The sequence below is a fragment of the Bradyrhizobium sp. AZCC 2289 genome, from assembly GCF_036924615.1.
Lineage (GTDB): Bacteria > Pseudomonadota > Alphaproteobacteria > Rhizobiales > Xanthobacteraceae > Bradyrhizobium.
This window is the reverse complement of record NZ_JAZHRY010000001.1, coordinates 7,670,568-7,693,650: the sequence shown is the minus strand read 5'-3', so window position 1 is coordinate 7,693,650 and position 23,083 is coordinate 7,670,568. Positions and strand designations below refer to the sequence as shown.

Below are 23,083 nucleotides of genomic sequence, written 5' to 3'. Positions count from 1 at the left end.
GACTTCGGTTCGTTCACCCCGCATTTCCTGTCAGACTTCGACATCCTCATGATAAGCGGTCATCCAGCCCCAGGCGCCGGAGCCGTAACCACGTTTGAGAACCCGTTCCTTGTAGATCTGGGCAATGATGTCACCGTCGCCGGCAAGCAGCGACTTGGTGGAACACATCTCGGCGCACAGCGGCAGCTTACCTTCGCCGAAGCGATTGGAACCGTATTTTTCGAACTCAGCGGCACTACCAGGCGCTTCCGTGCCGCCGCCACCCGCGCAATAGGTGCATTTGTCCATCTTTCCGCGCGAACCGAAATTGCCGACTTTGGGATACTGCGGCGCGCCGAATGGGCAGGCATAGAAGCAGTAGCCGCAGCCGATGCACAAATCCTTCGAATGCAGCACAATGCCGTCGTCGGTCGGGTAGATGCAGCTCACCGGACAGACCGCGGCACAGGGCGCGTCGGTGCAGTGCATGCAGGCCATCGATACCGACCGTTCGCCGGGCTTGCCATCGTTGATGGTGACAACGCGCCGGCGATTGATGCCCCAAGGCACTTCGTTCTCGTTCTTGCATGCGGTAACGCAGGCATTGCAATCGATGCAGCGGTCAGCGTCGCAAAGGAATTTCATCCGCGCCATGGCTCTGCTCCCCTACGCGGCCCTGATCTGACAAAGCGTCGCCTTCGGCTCCTGCATGCCGGTCGCCGGATCGTATCCGTAGGTCGTCATTGTGTTCACGCTCTCGCCGAGCACGAAGGGATCGGCACCTCCGGGATATTTGGCGCGCAGATCGGCGCCCTCGAACCAGCCGGCAAAGTGATAGGGCATCCACGTCACTCCTTTACCGACCCTCTCGGTCACGACCGCCTTCATGCGCGCTTTCGAACTGTTCTCGGCTCCGGTTACCCAGACCCATCCGCCATCCGTGATTCCGCGGGCGCCTGCGTCCGCCGGATTGATTTCGACAAACATTTCCTGCTTCAACTCGGCGAGCCATTTGTTCGAACGCGTCTCCTCGCCGCCGCCTTCATACTCAACCAGACGGCCTGAACTGAGAATCAAGGGAAATTGTTTGGCAATACCGCGGTCGACCGCGGCCTTTTGTACCGTGAAACCGATATTGGGGACGCGGAACTGCCGGGCGTCCGGCAAAGTCGGATAGTCCGCAACAAGATCCGGACGCGGCGTGTAAATCGGCTCGCGGTGCACAGGAATTGGATCAGGCAAATTCCAGGCAATCATGCGCGCCTTGGCATTGCCGTAAGGCGAACAACCATGCTCGATCGCGACCCGCTGAATGCCACCGGAAAGATCGAGCGACCAGGATACCGCATCGGGATTAGCGGAATTGACACGCTTGATAATCTCCATTTCCTGCGCCGTGAGGTCCTTGTCCCAACCCAATTTCTTCAGCACCGCGAGAGTGAATTCCGGATATCCGTCCTTGATCTCGGAACCGACCGAATAGGAGCCCTCGGCGAGCAGGTTATCGTGTTGTTCCCTTTCGATCTCCTGACCGTTCTCCATCACCTTGCGCTTGACGACGCGTTCCACGCCAAATCGCGCCCGGAATGTCCCGCCGCCTTCCTTGATCGACAGATTAGTGTTGTAGAGAATCGGCGTCCCCGGGTGCCTGAACTCGGGCGTGCCCCAGCAAGGCCATGGCAGACCATAATAATCCCCGCCCACCTCCGGGTCGTCTTTTGGCGCCCGCATGGTGACGAGGTCGAACTTGGCCTGGTTCTTCATGTGAGCCTTGAGCCGCTCCGGCGATTGGCCGCAATAGCCGGTGGACCAGCCGCCGCGGTTGATCTCGCGAAGGATGTCTTCAGCCGATACTGCCCCGTTCTGGACCTTGATGTTCTTGAACATCCGGTCAGCGAAGCCGAACTTGCGGGCCAGCATGTACATCGTGTCGTAGTCGTTCTTCGATTCAAAGACCGGGTCCACGATCTTCTCGCCCCATTGCAGCGAGCGATTTGAGGCAGTCCGCGAACCATCCATCTCGAAGCTGGTGCAGGCCGGCAAGAGATAGATGCCATTCTTGCGTTCCGAGAGCACCGACCACGCCGTCGGATAGGGATCGCACACAACCAGCAATTCAAGCTTTTCGATTCCTCGCTTCGCCTCCGGCATTCGGGTAATCGTGTTGACGCCATGGCCCATGATGAACATCGCCTGCACGTTGTCCGGCTGCGTCACCTGATCCTTGGGCAACAGCGTCGCGTCAAACCAGCGCGTACTCGGGATACCCGGCGCTTCCATCAGCGTCTTGCTGGCGAACCGTGACGCCATCCAACCGTAGTCCACCTCCCAAACCCGGCACCAGTGCTGCCAGGCATCCTGCGTGAGACCGTAATAGAGCGGCAACGACGTCACATCGAGGCCGAGATCGGTGGCGCCCTGCACATTGGTATGGCCGCGGAAAATATTCGCTCCGCCTCCGGCATGCCCGACATTGCCGGTCGCCAGCAAGAGAATGCAGCTCGCGCGAACATTCGCCGTACCGGTCGTGAATTGGGTCTGCCCCATTGCCCAGATCAATGTCGCCGGCTTCTGCTTCGCGAATACCTCCGCAACATGCTTGACCTGCGCTTCCGGCAAGCCCGTCACGCGCTCGACCTCCGCAGGGGTCCACTTGGCCACTTGTTTGCGGATTTCGTCCACGCCGTAGACGCGCTGGCTGAGAAATTCCTTGTCTTCCCAGCCATTCTCAAAAATGTGCCAGAGCATGCCATAGATCGTCGCGATGTGGGTACCGGGACGCACGCGAACGTACTCGGTGGCGTGCGCGGCGGTCCGTGTCATGCGCGGATCGATGACGATCATGTTGGCGCGGTTCAACTCTTTCCCCTCGAGGATATGCTGGAGCGAAACCGGATGCGCTTCCGCAGGGTTGCCGCCCATGATCAAAATGGTCTTGGCGTTGCGGATATCATTGTAACTGTTGGTCATCGCGCCATAACCCCAGGTATTGGCGACGCCGGTGACCGTCGTGGAGTGGCAGATGCGTGCCTGATGGTCCGAGTTGTTTGTCCCCCAGAACGCCGCGAGCTTTCGGTTGAGATAGGCAGCCTCGTTGGTGAACTTGGCCGAGCCGAGCCAGTAAACCGAATCCGGTCCCGACTTCGCGCGAATCTCTAGCAGCTTGTCGCCGATCTCATCGATCGCTTTTTCCCAGGACAGGCGAACCCATTTGCCGTTCACAAGCTTCACGGGATAACGCAGCCGGCGCTGGCTCAGCACGTCGTCGCGAACCGCAGCGCCCTTGCAGCAATGTGATCCGCGATTGATCGGACTGTCGTAGTCAGGCTCCTGCCCGATCCATACGCCGTTCGCGACTTTTGCAATCACCGAACAGCCGACCGAGCAATGCGTGCAGATATTCTTGCGCGTCGTAACCGTGGCGCCCGCTGCAGCGGGCGGACCGGCTTCCGCCTTGCGGATGCCGCCGAGCGGCAGGTCGCCCAGCGCCGCCAGCGCTCCGACAGCGAGACCGGAACGCTTCAGGAAGCCACGTCGATCCAGATCGCCACTTGATTCAGTTAACGGTTCGCCGCCGAGGCTTCCGCGGTTTCGATGACGCTCCGACCTTTTGATCAGCATGAACGTCTCCCTTACCGGGCGGGATAGCGGTTGACGCGGTAGAAGTCCTGAACCTCGGCGGAGTTGGCCTGATAGCGCGCCCTGCGCTTATCTTTGAGATCGACAGGTTTGGCTGCCGCCGGCTCCAGCACCAAGGTGCTCGCGGTCGCTGCTCCAGCACTGGCAATCGCAAAGCGAAACAAATCGCGCCGGTGGATAATCGTCTTGAGGCGCTCCTTCATGAAGGCAGCCCTCCCACATCAGGCCGTGGCGATACCGCCATCACAGCCTGGCTTCGATCATCATCTTGCATGTACAATCTACTCCTCAGTCACCGGTATTTCAATCGTCGTCCCAAGTGCGGTAGCATTCCCGGCATGCAAAGTTCCCTAAACGCTGACGCAATGCCGGGACACGACGGCAATGTGCGCGAGTTTTTTTGAACTTCACACGGTCAGCCCGGCGAGATTCATCACCACTCTGAAAAGGCCCGCGACAACACCCAGCGCCAGGACACTGGCCGCCCAGATCAGAACAAGCCAGCCGACCCTCTGAAGCCATGTCTGTGCGCCGGCGGATGGGTGCGCAGTCATCAGTGATACCCCTCGCCGGCTCTAACCTTTCCGCGGAATACGTAATAGGACATTGCGGTGTAGGCGAGGATGAAGGGGATGACGAAAAGCGCACCGACCAGCGTAAAGCCCATGCTCTCCGGCGGCCCGGCGGCTTCCCTGATCGATATGGCCGGTGGAATGATGTTCGGCCACAGGCTGATCGCCAAACCGGTATAACCCAGGAACAGTAGCAGGAGCGCGAGCAGGAACGGTGACGCGTGCGTCTCGTTCCGAAGCACGCGCATCATGACCCAAGTCGTCACGACGACAAGCACGGGCACCGGCGAGAAGATGATGATGTTGGGAAATGAAAACCACCGTGTCGCGATGCTCGGATGCGTGAGCGGGGTCCACACGCTCACGATGACGATCGTCGCGACAAGGACGAGCGTCACCGGAGGCGCCAGCGCTTTAAGTCGGTGCTGGAGTTCGCCTTCGGTCTTCATGATGAGCCAGGTGCAACCGAGCAGCGCATAGGCCACGATAAGGCCGACGCCTGTGAAGAGACTGAATGGACTCAGCCAGTCAAAACTGCCGCCGTCGTAGGAGGCCCCAGTCACCTTGAAGCCGTTGATGAAGGCGCCCAGCGCGACGCCTTGCGAGAACGTTGCGATGTAGGAGCCCCAGGCGAAGGCCTTGTCCCAGAACGGCCTGTGCGCCTCGTCCGCCTTGAAGCGGAATTCGAAAGCGACGCCGCGCCAGATCAGTCCTGCCAGCATGAAGAAGATCGGGATGTAGAGCGCGCTGAGCAGCACGGAATAAGCAAGCGGAAATGCCGCCATCAGCGTGGCTCCTCCCAGCACGAGCCAGGTCTCGTTGCCATCCCAGACCGGCGCAACCGTGTTCACCAGGGTGTCGCGATCGCCCCGGTCGCGGATGAACGGGAACAGGATGCCGATGCCGAGGTCGAAACCGTCCATCACCACATACATCATCAGCCCGAGGCCGATGATCACGGCCCAGATGACGGGAAGATCGATGCCCATCGCCATTATCTCCTTCTGCCGGCTGGCAACTCAATCGCCGGATCGATGAGGTCGGGGACGGCGGACAAAGGACGCGCCGGCCGCCCGCTTTCCGGTTCGGGTGGATGTTCGCCAGACGACACGGGACCTTTCGCCACCAGTTTCAGCATGTAGCGGATGCCCGTACCGAAGACGGTCAGATACATGACGATGAACACGGTGAGCGTTATCGAAAGTTCGAGCGCCGAGTGGTTCGATACCGCGTCCTTCGTCCGCATCACGCCATAAACCACCCAAGGCTGGCGTCCGATCTCCGTGGTCAGCCATCCGGCCAGGAGCGCCACCAGACCAGCAGGGCCCATCACCACCGCGAAGCGCAGGAAAAGCTTCGACCGGTAGAACTCATGGCGCCGGCGTGCCCATGCACCCCAAAGGCCAAGCAGCAGCATGAGGAAGCCCAGCCCGACCATGGTTCGGAAGGTCCAGAAAATGATCGTGGAGTTCGGCCGGTCCTCGGGGGCGAAATCCTTCAGGCCGCGAATCTGGTTGTTCCAGCTATGGGTCAGGACGACGCTGCCTAAGTGCGGAATCTCCAAGGCATAACGTGTCGTGTCAGCGGCCATGTCGGGCCAGCCAAACAGGATCAGCGGCAGGCTCTCGCCGGGCTTGTTCTCCCAGTGGCCCTCGAGCGCGGCGATTTTTGCCGGCTGATGCTCAAGAGTGTTGAGGCCGTGGGCGTCGCCGATGGCGATCTGTATAGGCGTGACGATGAGTACCATCCACATGGCCATCGATAACATCGTGCGCACGGCCGGCGTGTCGCGCCGTTTGAGCAGGTGCCATGCGCCAGATGCCCCGACGAAAAGCGCCACTGAGAGATAAGCCGCGACCGTCATGTGCGCGAGGCGGTACGGGAACGAGGGATTGAAGATGACCTTCAGCCAATCGACGGGTACGGCACGGCCATTGATTATTTCGAAACCTTGCGGTGTCTGCATCCAGCTATTGGAGGCGAGAATCCAGGTTGCCGAGATGAGCGTCCCGATAGCCACCATGACAGTGGCGAAGAAGTGCATGCCCGGCCCGACCTTTTTCCCTCCGAACAGCATCACGCCCAGAAATCCGGCTTCGAGGAAGAAGGCGGTCAGCACCTCGTAGCTCAGCAGCGGGCCCGTGATGGTTCCTGCGAAGGCCGAATAATAGCTCCAGTTGGTGCCGAACTGGTAGGCCATGACGATGCCTGAAACGACGCCCATGGCGAAGTTGACGGCGAAGATGTGCGACCAGAAATGATAGAGGTCGCGATAGGTGGTGTCTTTCTTCCACAACCACAGGCCTTCCAGTGCCACGAGATAGCTCGCAAGGCCAATGGTGATCGCCGGGAAGATGATGTGGGCTGATATCGTGAATCCGAATTGGATCCGCGCGAGTTCGAGTGCGGTCAGGCCGAACATGATTGCTTTCCTTCAGCACCCGCGGCGGCGGCATCTGGGGTCGGTGTTGCGTCGAAGACGAGCGGCGCTGCTCGGAGGGGGCCGCGCTGACGATCGGTTTGCTCACGGAGCGCTCCCCTTCATCGACGATTAAGCTTCGAAGAAGGACCATGACTTCGTCAACATGGATCCCAACCTTTGCGTTTGACTGATTTAGTTCACACTCGCCGGGTCCATTGCGGGTCCGGTCAACGCCAGCTTAAATCAGATAGGGCGAATAGCTCGATCCTACGGGGGTTGATCCGAACGTCGTGTTGGTTTGGGGCGCCACATACCTTGGTTTGGGAGCCCTTGGTTTGGGAGCCCTTGGTTTGGGACAACCCGCTCCCGACACACACGGAGCGTTCGAAGGAGCCATAACAGGCGACATACGCGATGCTGCCCATACGCTCGCCATCTCACGTATTTGCTTCGCCGCGATGTCCCCCGAGCCCGGCCTCGAGGCATTTGATCAAGATGGCTGCGGCGAATGGCTTGGCCAGCAAACAAATTGGTGGTCGCGGGGAAGATGATGTGTGCTGATATCGTGAATCCGAACTGGATGCGCGCGAGTTCGAGTGCGGTCAGGCCGAACATGATTCCTCTCTTTCAGTACCCCCGGCAGCCGCATCTGGCTTCCGTGTTGCGTCGAAGACGAGCGGCGCTGCTCGAACGGAGACCGCGCTGACGATCGGTTTGCTCACGGAGCGGCCCTCTCCTACGACGGCGAACGCAGTCTGCGATGACGACCGGCCCCTCGCCGACCGCATTTGGATTGCGACCACGACAGCGGAAAGACCGGCGACGACGGCGGCGGTAAGCAGCGCGACCACGAAGCCCGTGGCATAGCCGCGATGAGCAATCTCGATGGCGATCGTCGGCGAGCCTGGGGACATCAGCGCGACCGCCTTCGGCATGTCGCCGGCGACGACGAGCCTGGCGAACTCCGCAGCGGCCTCGCAACGGCTGGCAATAGACGAGCAGATACTTGTCGTCACTGCGGCCCGCGCGACGATCGCCACGATGGTGCTCAGCGCCACAAAGCCCAAAAGGATGCCGCTGAATCGCGATGTCGTGCTGATGCCGGAGGCCATGCCTGCCCGCTCGCGGGGCACCACACCCATGATCGCCTTCTGAGTGCCGCCATTCAGGAGGCCTCCACCGCTGCCGAGGATAATCATGCCGAGAATGAGGAGCGGCCACCAGCTGCCCGCCGCGCCCCAGGCTGTGACGAGGTTGCCGAGACAGACAACGCTGAGCCCGAGCGCAAGGATTTGGTGGGCTGCGAGGTGACGGTCGAGCCATCGTCCGATCTGCGGCAGGATCAGCATGGCGATCGCGAAGGGCAACATGGCCAAGCCGGCATCAAGCGGCGGCAACCCGAGACCGTTCTGCAAGTAGAGCGGCAGAAGCTGTGCCATGACCTGCGCCGAGGCCGCATAGGCGAACATGGCAAGCACGGCGCCGATGAAGTGGGGCACCCGAAAGAGCGCGAGGTCGACCATCGGCCGGGCCTGGTTGGTCTCAGCCGCCAGAAACCCGATGAATGCCGCGAAACCGCCGGCAAAGCCCGCGAGGGCGGAGGTCGAAAGCCAGCCCTGCGCCTGGCCGTGGATCAAACCCCAGGTCAGGCCGAACATGGAGGCCGCGAAGAGGACAATCCCCCCGGGGTCCAGGCCGCGCGCCTCGCTGTCGCGCGACTCCTGGATGAGCGGAAGGACGGCGGCGGCCAAAAGCGCGCAAACCGGCACGTTGACATAGAAGGCCCAGCGCCAGCCGAGCCCGTAGGCGATGACGCCACCGATGATCGGCGCGAGCACCATTGTGAGGCCCATGATTCCACCCCAGATCGCCCAGGCCCGTGCGCGCTCGGCCTCGTTGTGGAAAGCATGGCCAATGATCGCGAGCGCAGGCGCGACTAGAAACGCGGCCCCTACTCCCTGGGCGCCGCGAGCCAAATAAAGTGCCGGCGCGCTCGGCGCGTCCCCGCACAGCAGTGAAGCGAAGGCAAATAAGCCGATCCCGCCGAGAAACACCTTCCGCCGGCCGAAACGATCGGCGATCGAACCCGCGGGAAGCAGCAGTGCGGCGAAGCAGAGAACATAGGTGCTGACCACCCACTCGACATCGGCAAAGGAAGCACCCAGATCGCGCGCAATCGTCGGAAGGACGACGGCGACGACATTGGTATCCAGCACGGTCATCGCGCATCCAGTCGAAGCAGTCAGGAGGACCGCCAGGGAAGCACCGGGTCTCAAGCCGCTTCCTCCCCGAGTGACCAGCCCAGTTGCGCGCGGACTGCCGCTAAGGCATCGACCAGATGCTGCATGTCATCATCTGTGTGAAAGGGCGTGGGGGTGATGCGCAGTCTTTCCTGGCCGCGCGCCACAGTCGGGTAATTGATCGGCTGGAGATAGATGCGGTGCTCTGCAAGCAGCAGTTCGCTCGTGCGCCGGCATTGATGTGCCTCACCGATGATCAGCGGCAGAATATGACTTGGCGTGTCGAGGATAGGCATGCGGGCCGCCAGGAGCATGGCCTTCAGCCGCCGGACATTGCGCTCCTGTCGCGCGCGCTGCTCAGGATGAGCTCTGACGTGCTGCACAGCCGCGAGGGCACCCGCGGCAAGATGCGGACAGAGCGAGGTCGTGAAGATGAAGCTGTCCGCGAAGCTGCGGATGACGTCGATCAGCAGCGCGGGACCGGCGACATAGCCGCCCATCACCCCGAAGGCCTTGGCGAGCGTAGCCTCGATGAGCGTCACCCGATGAGACACGCCATCGCGCTCCGCGATGCCGCCGCCGCGCTCGCCGTAGAGACCGACCGCGTGGACCTCGTCGAGATAGGTGATGGCGCCGTGCTTTTCGGCGACATCACAGATCGCCGCAATGGGCGCAATGTCGCCGTCCATGCTGTAGACGCTTTCGAACACCACAATCTTCGGGCGCTCCGGCGCCACCGAATTCATCAGTTCATCGAGATGAGTAACGTCGTTGTGGCGGAAGATGAAGCGCTCCGCGCCGGACCGCCGAATGCCTTCAATCATCGAATTGTGGTTGAGCGCGTCGGAAAATATCGCGCAGCCCGGCATCAGCCGACCCAACGTGCTGAGGGCTGCGAGATTCGAAATCCAGCCTGAGGTGAAGATCAGCGCGCCTTCTTTGCTGTGCAGGTCCGCAAGCTCGGTCTCCAGTTGGACATGCTGCCAATTGGTACCGGAGATGTTTCTGGTGCCGCCAGTGCCCGCACCGGAGCGATCAATTGCCCGGTGCATGGCCGTCAGCACATCGGGGTGTTGGCCCATCCCCAGATAGTCGTTGCTGCACCACACGGTCACGCGACGGGTCTGGCCGTCAGGACCGTGCCAAAAGGCGCTCGGGAACTCGCCCGCGATCCGCTCCAGTTCTATGAACGTCCGATATCGGCCGTCCAGTTTGGTGTCGGCAATGAGCGACTCAAATATCGCACGAAAGTCCGCTTTACTGTCCATCGGATAAGGCCTGTCAGTTGTATCCCATGTTGCTAAAGTTGATGGAAACCATCAGCCGATCCGTAGTCGGCCGTGAAGCCGATCGCCAGCATCACGATCGTGGGTTCGGCATTCCGTTGCGGCCACCTGAGGCGCTCGCAACAGAAATCCCTGTGCTCGAACAGTGCAGATCATCGGCCACTCGTCAGCCTGGTCGATCTTGCGACGCAGTCGCCCCATGTGAACGTCCACAAGATTGGACTTGGGGATGAACTTATAGTTCCAGACTTCCCTGAAAAGCATTGCTCTCGTCAGCACCTGGCCTTGGCGCCGCATCATGTATTCGACCAGAAGCAATTCACGCGGCCGGAGGTCGATCGTACGCTCATCGCGCCTGACGGTGCGCGTGAGAAGATCTACCCGCAGCGGGCCGACGCTAAGGACCGTTTCGCGGCTGTCGCCGGGTGGCCGCAGAAGCTCTTCTACTCTGGCAAGCAACTCGGCGATGGCGGCGACACTCGCCGGGTTCATATTCATCGGGAGCGCCTCTGTCCTTGGGAATCGAGACGAGGCCGAGCGGATATCGAGCACGTTGTTGCTGATCATCGAGTTCTCCTTCCTCCGGTTAACCCACGGCGAGATCTTCGGATGAAACCCTGGATTAGCCTGGGACCGGGCGCCGGAGTTTCGAGGTCTCGAACCCATGCATTCCAAGTTGCCATTGCAGGCCGACGATGGCTCCTTTGGTCGGCTGCAATAATGCGAGTGCTGCCAGTGTAGTGACGGGCAGCCATATCAATAGCTGAAGCCACAACGCCGGCGCGTAGGCCGTCTCAACGGCGAGAATGGCGGGAACGATGACGTGGCCCACCGCGGCGATGACCAGGTAAGCCGGAAAATCATCGGCGCAGTGGTGGAACAACTCCTCAGCGCACGCCGGACAATGGTCCGCGACCTTCAAGAAGCGCCCAAACAGAGTTCCTTGGCCGCAATGCGGACACCGCATCCGGAAGCCGCGCCACATTGCCCGTGCGAGTGAAACTGACTCTTGTGAGGCTCTCATTGCCAACCTCCTTGACAGCGTCCATGCAATATGCACAACGACACCTACAATCAAAGGGCAATGGTGGTAATTTGTATGGAGTGGATCCCTACAATCTCCGAGTGGCAAGGGCCGGTGTACCTGCGGATTGTAGACGCGCTGGCGACCGACATCGCGGGCGGCCGTCTCCACCGTGGTCAACAGATGCCGACGCACCGAGCGCTCGCGGCAACACTCAAGCTCGATCTCACAACGGTCACGCGGGCGTATGGTGAGGCGCGGCGACGCGGGCTCCTTGATGCGCGCGTGGGGCGAGGCACGTTCGTCTCGGAAACTTCGGCGCGGGCGCCGGCGGATATCCCGTTTCAGATCAAGGTCGATCTCTCGATGAACGTCCCGCCGCAACCAATGGAGGCGAATCTCGACACGCGCATCGCGCTGGGCCTCAAATCCATCCAGGATCAATCGAGTTTCAGTGCTTACCTTAACTACCTAAGACCCGGTGGCAGCGACGAAGAACGCGAGGTGGCCGCCAAATGGCTTCGTACACGGGTGCCAAACGCGAGCGCCGACCGCTTGATCATCTATCCCGGGAATCAAGCCATCTTGTTCAATGCGCTGCTGGCACTCACGGCGCCCGGTGACGTGGTGATCACCGAAGCCCTCACTTTTCCTGGAATAAAAGCCGCCGCCGAAAAGCTTCGGGTCCACCTTATCGGTGTTCCCATGGACGCCGATGGGGTTCAGCCGGATGCGCTACGGCGTGCATGCGAACGGCACAACCCGAAAGCGGTCTATCTAACTCCCACGCTGCACAATCCGACGACGGCGACGCTGAGCCCCGAACGCCGAAAGGCTATTGCAGGGATCATTCGCAAGGCCGGCACGTTCCTGATCGAAGATGACGCCTACGGAATGCTGGAGCCGGCGGCCTCGCCAATCGCGAACCTCATTCCCGAGCGCACTTATCTCGCTGTCGGCTTGTCGAAGTGCATCGCTCCCGCACTGAGAGTCTCATATCTCCTGGTCCCCGACGCGGCCGCGGAATTGACGCTACGGAGCAACCTTCAAGCCACGACGCTGATGCCGGCCCCGCTGATGGTGGCGCTGGTCACGCATTGGCTTCGATCTGGCGTTGCAAACCAAATCATACAGGCGGTACGCAACGAAGCCGCAGGCAGGCAGAAGCTGGCCGCGAAATTCTTGAAAGGGCTGCCTTTCGCGACGCAGCCAAATAGTCATCATCTGTGGCTGTCCTTACCCCGGCGTTGGAACAGCAGGGGCTTTTTGTCTCATGTTGCCCGCCACGGGATGGCTCTGGTCGGCGAAGATACATTTGCGGTGGGTGATACGTCCTCTCATGCCGTTCGCGTCTCGCTCGGGGCGGCGCGCAATCGCGCCGAACTCGCCGCGGCGCTTCAGTTTATAGCCGCGGCGATGAAGTCGTCTGTCGCGTCTCCTCAGATCGTATAGTCCAGCGCGCACTGTCTATCTCGCCCCCAAGGCGAAATCCAACCGACCGACCCAGCTGTCCTACCAACACGAAATTGAGATGGGCTCGCGAAGGCACTCGACCTCATCGTATCTCTAGTGCTGCTTGGCCGCGCAGATGAGATGGTCGAATGAAGATGCTGTTTTGCTGCGGTGCGCATGTCGGTTCATGGCCCCTTTCGGACCCGACCGGCGGGTCTGACGATGTCCGCACACGCGGGCAAAGCGGACTTCGGCCAAGGACCTGCCGACTTCCGAGTTTGACCCCATTGCGGACATTGACCTGCTCATAAGACAACATTGCTGTCACACCAAATCTCGTTTTTCTGAATACCTTTCCTGGAATGTTTGAAGCAAGCCGGAGTTAACACGTTCGGCTGGATTGGGAGCTCGAAGGCGTAGCATGTAGGAGGTTCCTATGACCAACTTGATAATCAGGATTGTAACGCTGGCAACGTGTTCGATTGCGCTGATCGCTGCGTTCTCGGTCACTCCGGTTGTTGCGGCCGGGGGCAGCGATCTAGGTGGTGGTGAGGCAAACTATAGCGGGATGCACCACCGCTCCGCTTATCCGCCTTCGTCATACCCGAAGCGGTCGGGCACCAAGGCCACTCACGCCCCCAGGGCCAAGAAAGCCAAGCAGTCCCTTTTCGACGACCCCGCCTTCGCTCATGGGTACCGCGCCGCCCACGCGACGATCTATGACCGCAACGATTATGCTGGCGCGATTGAGCAGCTGAAGGCGCTCGGCCATGACGACAACGCAGGTGTCGCCAATCTGATCGGCTACTCCTATCGCAAGCTCGGCGACTACAAGGTTTCGCAAGTCTGGTACGAGCGCGCCCTGAAAGCAGATCCGAACCATGTGCTGACCTGGCAATATTACGGTCTGTGGCAGATCGAGCAGGGCAACCGCGATCAAGCGCAATATCATTTGAGTCGGATCGCGGCGATTTGCGGGACGGGCTGCGAGGAGTATCGGTCGTTGGCCGCCGCGCTAGAGAAACCGCCCGGCACCGGCCTGGTTTATTAGGACGCTTTGCAGCGGCGGTCAGCGCTCGGCGCTAACGCGATGGTTGAGGTCTGTTCCTGGCACCTCTGAGATATGCCGACCGATGCTGCCGATGTCTGTTCATAGGGAAGAGCGGAAGTGATCGGCGCACCGTCAAACTGACGCGATTGACCCCAGGCGGACCTCGGCTACTGGGTCTGCATGTTCATTTCGGGAACGTTGGGCACCGTGATCGGCGACTTCTGCTCGCATAAGAGGGCCTCGACGACGCTGGAGCGTCAATCCTGCTCTCGCCCATCATGGCGGTGTTGTTCCTGGCAGGGCGCGGTGGGCGGCTTCTTTTGCTGCCGTTCTATTGGCTGGCCGTTGTTTTGATCAGGGCCGCAGGAATGGCGGTTGGGGATTTCATCTCCGGACGCAACATGCTCGGCCTATCCGTGAGCACTGTCGAGATCGGAGAGGGAGATCGTCATCGCTTCCTGATGAGGTCCGCCTTGCGCCATAGCGCGCCACGCGGCCGTGGGGCCGCGCATGGCGCTGTACCGCGCGGTCGAGTCACGACCGGTGATGGCGGCGGGCATGATGACGCGGGAATGCGTCGGGCGCAAAAGCATATGAGTCGTAGCGGTCGCCGCAGTAAGAGACGCCGCCGCCGGCCGACGCACACGCGCCCTTCAACGCGGGCCAGTCGGGAGACAACCTGGCCGCAGGAGTTGGCGCCCCTCCATTCAGAACGTCCAGATTGGGATAATAGAACGCGAACGCGCCCGGCTCCTGGATGGCGGCCCTTATGGTCCCGTTCGGATTGAAGTCGTTCTTCGGATTATACCCGGAATCGTGTAGATTTTTGATATACAGGGCGCGGTCTTGCGCGAATGCCGGCGTCGCTACGGTCGCGGACAGCAGCAGGGCCGCTGCAAGAGCTTTGAATGAAATCATTTTCGTTTCTCCTGTATGGATCGATTGTAGACCCGCGTGGGACGAGACGAATTGATCACGCTTCGTGAGGCGAGCGTGCTGTCCAGACCGCGAGCTATCTGCTTGCAGCATCCGATGCGGATACCTGCTGCTCGATGTAAGGGAGACCGCACGCCGTCCCATTAAATTCCACTTCAATAAACTCAACTCGGCGTGAAACGCGCGTTACAGAGTCAATCGCCTGCGGACCGGCATTCGCGCACAACAAAGCTGATTGCGGCGCGACAGGACGTCGTGACGAAATCATGCCGCGTGAACACGGGGGTGACTCGACTCCTGAAGGGTCGTCGATCCCTCGCGCACTGGTTAGCTGACTGCCGTCGATTACTGTGTAATCGCGCGGGCAGCGCCGCTGCCCGGCTCAACAGTCCGGCATCGTTTTCATTTTCTCGATCCGGTTGGAACCGACGAAAACCTTGCAAGGGTCTGGTTAGTGCTTTAATGCGAGGCACGTCTGTGAGTTGTCTCACTCCTCGTATTTTCGTGATGTTTGCTTTTTGCCGTGCCGCGGCCAATTCCGGCCCCGACGTGTCAGGCCGGCAACGATAACGCTTACTGCGGTGGATGAGTCTCCTGTTGGCACTTTTCGGTCATGCCGCCGTGGCCGCCCTATGTCCGTCGTTGGGGGCAGAGCGGAAAACATATGCTCCCGTTGAGCTTTTCAGCTTTTGATCCCATTGCGGAAGTGCTCGGCCTTGAGGGCGAGCGCCATAAACCTTCGTATCGGTCCGTGATCCCTTACGTTCAATTGAGCCGCTGATCGCGATCGTCTTAGCTAGGGATATGCGGTAGCGACCCCCCCACCCCGCTATCGCTGCCCTCCTTGGGCGTTTCCTCCCTAGACTTGGGCCGCTTGTGGCAACGCAGGCGGCCTTTCTTTTTGTGCGCACCCCCCATCGTTTTCCGGGTCCTTTGGGGCACAGAGCAAAGTGCCGAAGCCGCGCGACCGCACCCTTTCAGCATATTTCGAATTTCGGTTTTTCGATTTTTGTTTCAACCAACAGCGCAAATGTTGGACTGATATCCGGTTTATCGGCGGTCTCCTGATACTTTACGGCTACGCTTCAGGATACGCCGCACAATTGCAGTGGCTGGCGCGGCTCTTTACCGCATAAATGAGCAGAGGCCGCCTCATTTGGCGGCCTCTTTCATGACGGCCTTGGCCCACGCGGCGCATGGCCTTCCACTCCCGTCAAATGATCTTCGATGTTATCGGCGATCTCCTCGCAGACCGATGCCAACGCAAGCAGCTCGGTTTTAACGAGAGGATCGTCGGCCTGCTCGACAAGTTTCCGACACGTAGCCGCTTGATCCCATAGATAGGTAAGCCAATCTTGTATCCCGAACACGGTACCGTTGAGCTTGGAGCGGTGACAATCCATGGTGAGCTTTCACTAGAACGCGCGTGAAGCTGATGTAGGTTCGCAATCTGCCGACACCATTAAATTTGGTTTTAGTTCGTGCTCCAATCTTTGGAAGCAGTCATTGCGAACCGAGGAGAGCAAGTAAGCCCGCCGCAGTTGGCGGCCTCCTCTTGTCAGCCAACAGCAGTATGTCGCCTGTTGGCACTTTTCGGACCTGACAGGCCCGGCTGACGATGTCTGTTCCTGAGGGTAAAGCGGACTGCCCGGTTGCGCGCGCGGACTTCTGAGTTTGACCCACAGCTGAACTCGCGGCCGAGCCTTCTGTTCTTTGGACGGGGCGCAACTTCACGACGCAGCGTCTGCATTCACGGGCAGTGCGAGCTGAAACGTGGCGCCGTGGGGTAGAGCTTCCGTGGCCGACAGCCGTCCTCCGTGGGCTTCCACGATCGAACGGCAGATCGAGAGCCCCATGCCCATGCCGCCGGACTTGGTGGTGAAGAAGGCATTGAATAGTCGGTCCGCATTTTCGGCGGAGATTCCGACACCGCAATCCGTCACACTTACGAACACTCGGCGTGCCTCGTCCCGGCCTGTTCGGATCACCAGTTCGCGCGGCCGATCCATGATCGGCTGCATGGCTTCGATACCGTTCATCATCAGGTTGATGACTACCTGCTGCAGCTGGACCCGGTCACCAAGGAGCGCGGGGAGAGCCGGCGCCAATTCCGTTCGCAATGATACACGGTGGCTGCTTAGCTCACGCTGTACCAGCGCGATGACCTCCCTCACGACGTCATTGACGTCGAGCGGCACCTTCTCGATATCGGACTGTTTAGCGAGCGCTCGGACACGCTGGATCACCTCACTTGCTCGGTCACCGTCGTTGATAACCCATTCCACCGAACGGCGCGCAGCGGGCAGGTCGGGAGTTTCGCGGTCGAGCCATCGCAAACAGGCATCAGCGTTGGCGATGATGGCGGCGAGCGGCTGGTTCACTTCATGGGCGATGGAGGCCGTCAGTTCGCCCAGCATCGTCACCCGCATGACATGTGCGAGTTCCGTCTGCGCCTTGTGCAACTTTTCCTCGGCCCGCTTGCGGTCCTCGATGTCGGTGGACGACCCGTACCATTTGACAATGTTGCCCGACTCATCGCGCAGCGGCACGGCTTGAAACCAAAACCAGCGGTATTCACCATCGAAGCGCCGAAGCCGGGCTTCAAGCCCACCTGGCATACCGGACTCCCGTATGGCGCTCCACTTCACCAACATGCCTTTCTTATCTTCAGGATGAAAAGCGCGAGGCCAACCAGTTTCGGCTTGGTCCAACGAAAGGCCGGTGTAGTCAAGGGCTGGTTGATTGAGGAAGTCGGGGCTCCCTTCCGGTCCGGCGCGCCAGACCAGCGTCGGGATTGTGTCGATGACGAGCCGAAGGCGATCTTCGGATTTCTTGATTTCGTCAAAGGCTTTTTGCAACTCCTCCTTAGCGAGGTGCTGCTCGGTGACATCAATGTGCGTACCAACCAGCTCGAGCACTTCACCATCGTCACCGACGAGCGGATGACCCACCGAATGTACGTATCTTGTCGGACCGTCCGGAAGATCTATGCGAAAATCGACTTCAAAGTCCCCCTTCTCTTGGATCGCCTGCCGCGCCATTTCGATAACCAGGTCCCTGTCTTCGGGGAGAATACGATCCTGGAAGGATTGCGGTGACAGAGGGTCCTTTTCCGGATCGAACCCAAACAGGTGGTACACTTCGGGCGACCGATAAACGAATTCTTGAAGGCGTACATCCCAGGCCCAACTGCTCGTATGACTCAAACGCTGGGCTTGGGTCAAATAGGCCTGGCTCCGCTGCAGAGCACTTTCGGTGCGCTTGCGCTCCGTCAGATCGAGCACGAAGGCGACGCCCGCGTCTTGGCCGTCGCCGAATGTCGTCGCGCCGAGCAGAACCGGCACGCGGCTGCCGTCTTTGCGAAAGTACTCTTTTTCACGCGGTTGGACGGTCCCAGCCGCCTTCAGCTCTGCGCCGGCCCGTTCGTCGGCGTCGCGCCATTCGGCTGGCGTCAGCTCAGTCCATCGCAGTCGACCCGACATCAGGTCTTCGCGGCTGTAGCCCAACATATCAAGAAAGGCTTGGTTGGCTTCGATGATTCGGCCCTGAAAATCCCAGATTATGATCCCGATGATGTTCGAGTCGACCAGGCGGCGGATCCTGGCTTCCCGCTCCTGCAGGTCGTTGTACAGACAGGCGTTCTCCAGCGAGATCGCCGCCTGCGACGCCAGGAGTTCCAGTACCGAAATCCGGGCGGGCGTGAATACGTGCGATGCCAGCGTGTTCTCGAGATGGAGCACCCCGATCAGCTTGGCTTGCTTTATCAGGGGCAGGCAGAGGACCGACCGGGGGCGCTTCTGGCAGATGTACTCATCTTCCGAGAACGGATTCTGCGCCAAAGCGTCATCAAGGATCACACTTTCCCGCGTCCGGGCCACGTAATGGAGCACGGATAGGGGAAGCTCGGCGGGTGACACGGCCGCCTCGCGCAGCGTGACCTCGACATGGCTGCGGCCGCTCGTCGCTTCTGCGACAGTCCGCGGTTCGTCGCTCTGAAACAGGATAAGCAAACCACGCTCGGCGCCGGCATGTTCGACCGCGATCCGCAGCAGTGTCTTGATGAGCTCACTGAGGACCATCTCGCCGGATACCGCCTGGGAGGACTTGACGACGCTCGCTATATCTAGCTCCTGGACCGCGGAGCCAATGGTTGCCGTGGCAGGCTGCCCTTCCGGGACCGCCAGACGCGGATAAAGTCGATCGAGCTGCCGAACCTTGCCGTGCGCCCCCCAGCGGAGATAACAGTTCCTTGCATTGCGCAAATAGAGATGAGCGATCGCCTCGAAGCCGCGCGCTGCATAGAACCGCGCAGCCACTTCATGGGCCAGGCCCTCCTCATGGACCAAGCCGTTGACACCCGACGAACGGATCGCGTCTTCGTAAAGACGCTCAGCGTCGAGCTGGCGGTCCTCGATGCGGGCAATCTCGGCACCGACTAGTGCAGCACGGCTCTCGAAGTTCTTGGGACAGTTCTCCGCCCAGCGCGCGAGTTGTCGGTGATGGGCGAGGAGCACAAGCAGATGGCGCGGCCGGTCCTCGGCGGGCGCCGCGCCGAAGTGTGCTGCCCTCGCGAGCGCGCCATAGAAATGGTATTCGGCTTCCTCGAAATTGGATTGCGAAGTCCAGAGAAGTTTTTCTGCCTTCGACGCGGCAGCAGCGGCATCAGCCCAATCGCCCGCGTGAAAACGTGCCTGCAGTTTGCGTATCCAATACCAGCAGACGGCGATCGCGGAACGCGAACTTGCCTCCAGGTGGTGCTCAAACCGGCTCTCGTCGAACTCCCCATCGTCGAACGATCCCAATTCCGCGGTCACCCCCCGGAGCGTGCGAATAAGTCGCAGCGATCCCGTCATCATGTCGGCGACGAGACCGAAACCCGACTTCCGGACGAACGCAAGCGCACTGTCGGCTTCCCGCTGCACGTCGGCGAGGGTATCACCGGCGGCAAGGCGGAGGGTGATCAGAGAGTTGCTGGCGTAGGCCGCAAAAGTGAGATCGCCGGTCTGCTCGCCGGTATCGAAAGCACGCCGGAGCCACTCGACGCTAATGCGTAGCTGATCGTTCCAAGGACTGATCGAATGCCCGAACACCAGGTAGACGCGGGCTTTGAAGCGGTCCAGACCACGTTCATCCACCAGATTGAGGCCGAGCCTGCCGAAGCGGTACCCGGCCTCGAACTCGCCGAGACGAGTCAACAACTGCCCGACCCAAACATAGCCCAGCGACGTTGCGTCGCTGTTCCCGTGCTCAAGGCTGAGGTTTGCCATACGACCGGCAAGGAGGCGGGGCAGATTTTGGTCGGTAAATCGTGCCGGTGCCTGGAGCGACGTAAGCACATCGAGAGTTGCCCGGCATACGGGGTCCTCAATTGGGGGTAGATCGGCGAGATCCTCGATCGAACGGGTCCCGAGTTTCCGCCACATCCGCTCGTATTCAAGCTGGACCTCACTGCTCGTTGGATGCGGCGACCAGTTGATGTCAACGCTATGGAGGTAGTCCAGACATATTTCGACAGCGCGGTCGCTCCGATGCAGGGTTGTGTACAGGTCGAGCCGCAATCGCGTCACGGAGGCCTTGTCGACGACGCTCTCGGCGCGAGCCCAAAGCTGGAGAAGCCCTTCTTCAGCCGCTGCCAGGTCACCGGTCAGGAACTCGCACTCAGCGCGGTGAAACGCGAGGGCGAAGGCTAGATTGTGCCTCCGCTCCCAACTGTCCTTCGCGAGTAGCGCGCAGCCGGCTGCGAGATATGTCAGCGCCGACACGTAGGCCATGGAGGATCTGGCGCGCTTGCCTGCAATGAGGTCAAGTTCGGCAATCTGCTCCCGTTCCTCGACCGTTCCGATCAGCGCCGTCGCCCGGTTGAACTGATTGACGATCTCAAAAACCTTCTCTTCAAGTTCCTGCGAAGGGGTTCGTGTCACCAGCACTCTGGCGATATGCAGGTGAGAAGCCGCCCGCTCGCCTTCAGAGATCAGCGCATAAGCCGCCTCCCGAACACGGTCATGGGCAAACGCATAGCCGCCGTCCAGTCGGAAGATAAGCCCCGTACGCACAGGCTCCAGCAACGCTGCGTGAATTTCCCCCTCGGGCTGCCCGGTGACCATTTCTAGTTTGAGGGTTTGAGCACTGTTCCCGAGACAGGAGAGACATTTGATGATCTGCAGTGCGCCGGTTGGAAGACGGCCAAGCCTGCCCGCCATAAGATCCGCCACGTTATCAGTGATGCCCTTGGCGCGAATCCGGTCGAGGTCCCAGTGCCAAGCCAATGTGTCCGGCTCGAACGCGATCAGCGCTTCGTCCACCAACGAATTGAGAAACTGTATGGTGAAGAACGGATTGCCGCCGGTCTTCGCAAACATCAGCTCGGCCAAAGGCTGCACAACTTCCGGTTCCGCATGCAGGGTCTCGGCGGCCAGCCGCCCGACGTCCTCAGACGCCAGTGGCCCGAGCTGGAGCTCCTTTATCTCGCTTCTCGCGTCAGCAATCGTTGCGAGCATCCGCTTGAGCGGGTGCGCCGGGCCGACCTCGTTATCGCGATAGGCCCCGACCAGCAGCAGGTGCCGCACTTCCGAGTGCGTAACCAGATGTTGGAGGAGGTCGAGCGTTGCCGCATCAAGCCATTGCAAATCGTCGAGGAACAGTGCCAGCCGATGCTCCTTGCGCGCGAACACCCCGAGGAAGCGCCGGAAGACCATCTGGAAGCGATTCTGCGCCTCCTGCGGCGGCAGATCCGGCACTGGCGGTTGTTTTCCGATCACGACTTCTAGCTCGGGAACGAGGTTGACGACGAGCTGCCCATTCGGGCCCAGCGCCTCGTTGAGAGAGCCTCGCCACCCGCCAAGCTCGGCCTCGCTTTGGCTGAGGAGCGAGCGGACAAGGCTCCGGAATGCCTGGCCTAGGGTCGCGTACGGGATGCCGCGCTGGAACTGGTCGAATTTTCCGGACGCGAACAGGCCACGGGACGGCACGAGCGCCTTGTGCAGCTCGTTCACCACCGAGGACTTGCCGATGCCGGAATATCCGGACACAAGCACGAACTCCGGTGTGCCGCGAACCACAACCCGGTCGAAGCAAGCCAGCAGAGCATCGATCTCTCGTTCTCGGCCGTAGAGTTTCTCCGGGATCAGCAGGCGGTCGGATACATCGCAAACGCCGAGCAGGAACGGATCGATACGGCCATGCGACTCCCATTCCACCAGACTCCGCCGCAGATCGGCTTCGACACCCGCGGCGGTCTGGTAGCGCGCCTCGGCTGTCTTGGCGAGGAGCTTCATCACGATTGCGGAGAGCGGCTGCGGGATGCCGGCGACCCGCTCGTCGGGCGGCACCGCTTGCCGCGCGATGTGGCAGTGCACCCACCCCATCGGATCGGCGGCGGTGAAGGGGAGTTGCCCCGTCAACATTTCGTAAAAGGTGACGCCTAATGCATAGAGATCGCTGCGGGAGTCCACCGAGCGGTTCATCCTGCCGGTTTGTTCCGGCGCCATGTAGGCGAGCGTCCCCGCGATCACTTCCGGCGGCGCGGGAGCTTGATGTTCGCGCGGCAGACGCGAGGCAATGCCGAACCCCGTCAGCCAGACGCCGCCGCTTGCCGCGTCAAAGAGGATATTCGCCGGCTTGATGTCCTTATGGATCAGGCCGCGCTCATGCACTCGGCAGAGCGCCCCCGCGAGAGAGATCGCGATGCGCAGGAAATGCGATACGTCCAGGGGTTGGCCAAGTAGTCGATCGACCGGCGTCCCGCCGGGATCGTCAAGCACCAGCGTCATCCGGTCGTCGTAGTGTGTCAGCGCGATGGGTCGCGCCGCCCAGTCAGCGTCAAGGTCAGCCTTGAGCGCATATTCGTTTTCGAGCCGCGCGACGCAACCGAGCGAGGTTTCTTCCGCGGCAACGAGCAGGATCGGTGCCAAGTCGTTGCCGGAGCCTCGGTAGAGAGAGATGTCTCCCTCCCTCAGCGGCGAGAATACGTAGCTCAAGAGCTCGTTCACGAGGGCCTCCTGCCAGGAGGACTAGTTCGGTATCTTGATTAGGTGACGTTTGCTCTCGCCCGTCAACCCAAAAACAGGCGCCCAAAAATGCGATCGGATCACGCTCGGTGCTATGTATGGCTAGGACGATGGCGAGTTCCGCGCTGGCCTTTGCTCACAGGGCCGCGATGTTTGTCGAGGCAGAATGCGCCGACGAAGTGATCGATAAATCAACTGACTTCGCTGTTGGCAGATAGTATTGAAAAAGTCTTTTTTGGGCGACGAACGAAATTTCTCAGGACCACTGATGCGTTTCGCTGGCGGCTACGTGAGGGACCACATCGTTTCACGCAAAAACCACCACCGACCTTCATATCCGCGCTAAAGAGGGTTGCAGCCGTAGAGATAGCTCAGAATCAATTATCGCGAGATTTTCGGCGTCGTCCGATTTTCGACCCTTGCAACAGTATCGGCACTTAGCTGATAATTTCCCGTATGTCCGCTCCGCGCCAGAA

Annotated in this window: 13 protein-coding genes and 1 pseudogene; 2 read left to right on the top strand and 12 right to left on the bottom strand. The window is 60.5% G+C overall.

Annotated features, from left to right (window positions below; translation table 11 throughout):
• Positions 1 to 30: 30 nt before the first annotated feature.
• The 10 genes and pseudogenes from fdh3B to V1289_RS36335 form a co-directional block, all read right to left on the bottom strand.
• Positions 31 to 633, bottom strand: a complete 603-nt coding sequence (gene fdh3B, locus V1289_RS36380) for a formate dehydrogenase FDH3 subunit beta (RefSeq protein WP_309183296.1) — start codon at positions 631 to 633, stop codon at positions 31 to 33.
• Between the two features lie 12 nt (positions 634 to 645).
• Positions 646 to 3,600: a formate dehydrogenase subunit alpha gene (locus tag V1289_RS36375; protein WP_334403447.1), complete on the bottom strand. Its 2,955-nt coding sequence runs from the start codon at positions 3,598 to 3,600 to the stop codon at positions 646 to 648.
• An 11-nt stretch (positions 3,601 to 3,611) separates the two neighbouring features.
• Entirely contained in the window at positions 3,612 to 3,821 is a 210-nt protein-coding gene (locus tag V1289_RS36370) for a formate dehydrogenase (RefSeq protein WP_309183292.1), read from the bottom strand.
• 204 nt (positions 3,822 to 4,025) lie between these two features.
• Positions 4,026 to 4,172 carry a DUF2474 domain-containing protein gene (locus tag V1289_RS36365; RefSeq protein WP_309183288.1) on the bottom strand — a complete coding sequence of 49 codons (147 nt, stop codon included), beginning with the start codon at positions 4,170 to 4,172 and terminating at the stop codon, positions 4,026 to 4,028.
• Complete coding sequence (gene cydB / locus V1289_RS36360; protein ID WP_334403444.1) at positions 4,172 to 5,179, bottom strand: cytochrome d ubiquinol oxidase subunit II; 1,008 nt, start codon at positions 5,177 to 5,179, stop codon at positions 4,172 to 4,174. Before cydB ends, V1289_RS36365 begins: the two co-directional genes overlap by 1 nt.
• 5 nt (positions 5,180 to 5,184) lie before the next feature.
• A complete protein-coding gene (locus tag V1289_RS36355; RefSeq protein WP_334403442.1) occupies positions 5,185 to 6,612 on the bottom strand; it encodes a cytochrome ubiquinol oxidase subunit I in 1,428 nt (475 codons plus the stop codon).
• 602 nt (positions 6,613 to 7,214) lie between these two features.
• Positions 7,215 to 8,834, bottom strand: a complete 1,620-nt coding sequence (locus V1289_RS36350) for an MFS transporter (protein WP_334403440.1) — start codon at positions 8,832 to 8,834, stop codon at positions 7,215 to 7,217.
• Between the two features lie 50 nt (positions 8,835 to 8,884).
• Positions 8,885 to 10,120, bottom strand: a complete 1,236-nt coding sequence (hemA, locus tag V1289_RS36345) for a 5-aminolevulinate synthase (RefSeq protein WP_334403438.1) — start codon at positions 10,118 to 10,120, stop codon at positions 8,885 to 8,887.
• Between the two features lie 132 nt (positions 10,121 to 10,252).
• A pseudogene (locus V1289_RS36340) lies at positions 10,253 to 10,609 on the bottom strand (winged helix-turn-helix domain-containing protein); the annotation flags it as partial.
• 151 nt (positions 10,610 to 10,760) lie between these two features.
• A complete protein-coding gene (locus V1289_RS36335; RefSeq protein WP_334403434.1) occupies positions 10,761 to 11,162 on the bottom strand; it encodes a DUF983 domain-containing protein in 402 nt (133 codons plus the stop codon).
• A 114-nt stretch (positions 11,163 to 11,276) separates the two neighbouring features.
• Here V1289_RS36335 and V1289_RS36330 point away from each other — a divergent pair, with 114 nt between their 5' ends.
• A complete protein-coding gene (locus V1289_RS36330; RefSeq protein WP_334403432.1) occupies positions 11,277 to 12,614 on the top strand; it encodes an aminotransferase-like domain-containing protein in 1,338 nt (445 codons plus the stop codon).
• A 436-nt stretch (positions 12,615 to 13,050) separates the two neighbouring features.
• Positions 13,051 to 13,665: a tetratricopeptide repeat protein gene (locus tag V1289_RS36325; RefSeq protein ID WP_334403430.1), complete on the top strand. Its 615-nt coding sequence runs from the start codon at positions 13,051 to 13,053 to the stop codon at positions 13,663 to 13,665.
• Between the two features lie 534 nt (positions 13,666 to 14,199).
• On the opposite strand, the gene V1289_RS36320 is transcribed toward V1289_RS36325, so the two are convergent.
• Positions 14,200 to 14,583, bottom strand: a complete 384-nt coding sequence (locus V1289_RS36320) for a hypothetical protein (protein WP_334403429.1) — start codon at positions 14,581 to 14,583, stop codon at positions 14,200 to 14,202.
• A gap of 1,748 nt (positions 14,584 to 16,331) precedes the next feature.
• Positions 16,332 to 22,589, bottom strand: coding sequence for an AAA family ATPase (locus V1289_RS36315; protein ID WP_334403427.1), 6,258 nt, complete (start codon positions 22,587 to 22,589; stop codon positions 16,332 to 16,334).
• Between the last annotated feature and the right edge of the window lie 494 nt (positions 22,590 to 23,083).

Excerpts from the sequence above, each read along its gene's own strand:
- fdh3B (WP_309183296.1), bottom strand. The coding sequence starts at position 633 with ATGGCGCGGATGAAATTCCTTTGCGACGCTGACCGCTGCATCGATTGC.
- V1289_RS36375 (WP_334403447.1), bottom strand. The coding sequence starts at position 3,600 with ATGCTGATCAAAAGGTCGGAGCGTCATCGAAACCGCGGAAGCCTCGGC.
- V1289_RS36370 (WP_309183292.1), bottom strand. The coding sequence starts at position 3,821 with ATGAAGGAGCGCCTCAAGACGATTATCCACCGGCGCGATTTGTTTCGC.
- V1289_RS36365 (WP_309183288.1), bottom strand. The coding sequence starts at position 4,172 with ATGACTGCGCACCCATCCGCCGGCGCACAGACATGGCTTCAGAGGGTC.
- cydB (WP_334403444.1), bottom strand. The coding sequence starts at position 5,179 with ATGGGCATCGATCTTCCCGTCATCTGGGCCGTGATCATCGGCCTCGGG.
- V1289_RS36355 (WP_334403442.1), bottom strand. The coding sequence starts at position 6,612 with ATGTTCGGCCTGACCGCACTCGAACTCGCGCGGATCCAATTCGGATTC.
- V1289_RS36350 (WP_334403440.1), bottom strand. The coding sequence starts at position 8,834 with ATGACCGTGCTGGATACCAATGTCGTCGCCGTCGTCCTTCCGACGATT.
- hemA (WP_334403438.1), bottom strand. The coding sequence starts at position 10,120 with ATGGACAGTAAAGCGGACTTTCGTGCGATATTTGAGTCGCTCATTGCC.
- V1289_RS36335 (WP_334403434.1), bottom strand. The coding sequence starts at position 11,162 with ATGAGAGCCTCACAAGAGTCAGTTTCACTCGCACGGGCAATGTGGCGC.
- V1289_RS36325 (WP_334403430.1), top strand. The coding sequence starts at position 13,051 with ATGACCAACTTGATAATCAGGATTGTAACGCTGGCAACGTGTTCGATT.
- V1289_RS36320 (WP_334403429.1), bottom strand. The coding sequence starts at position 14,583 with ATGATTTCATTCAAAGCTCTTGCAGCGGCCCTGCTGCTGTCCGCGACC.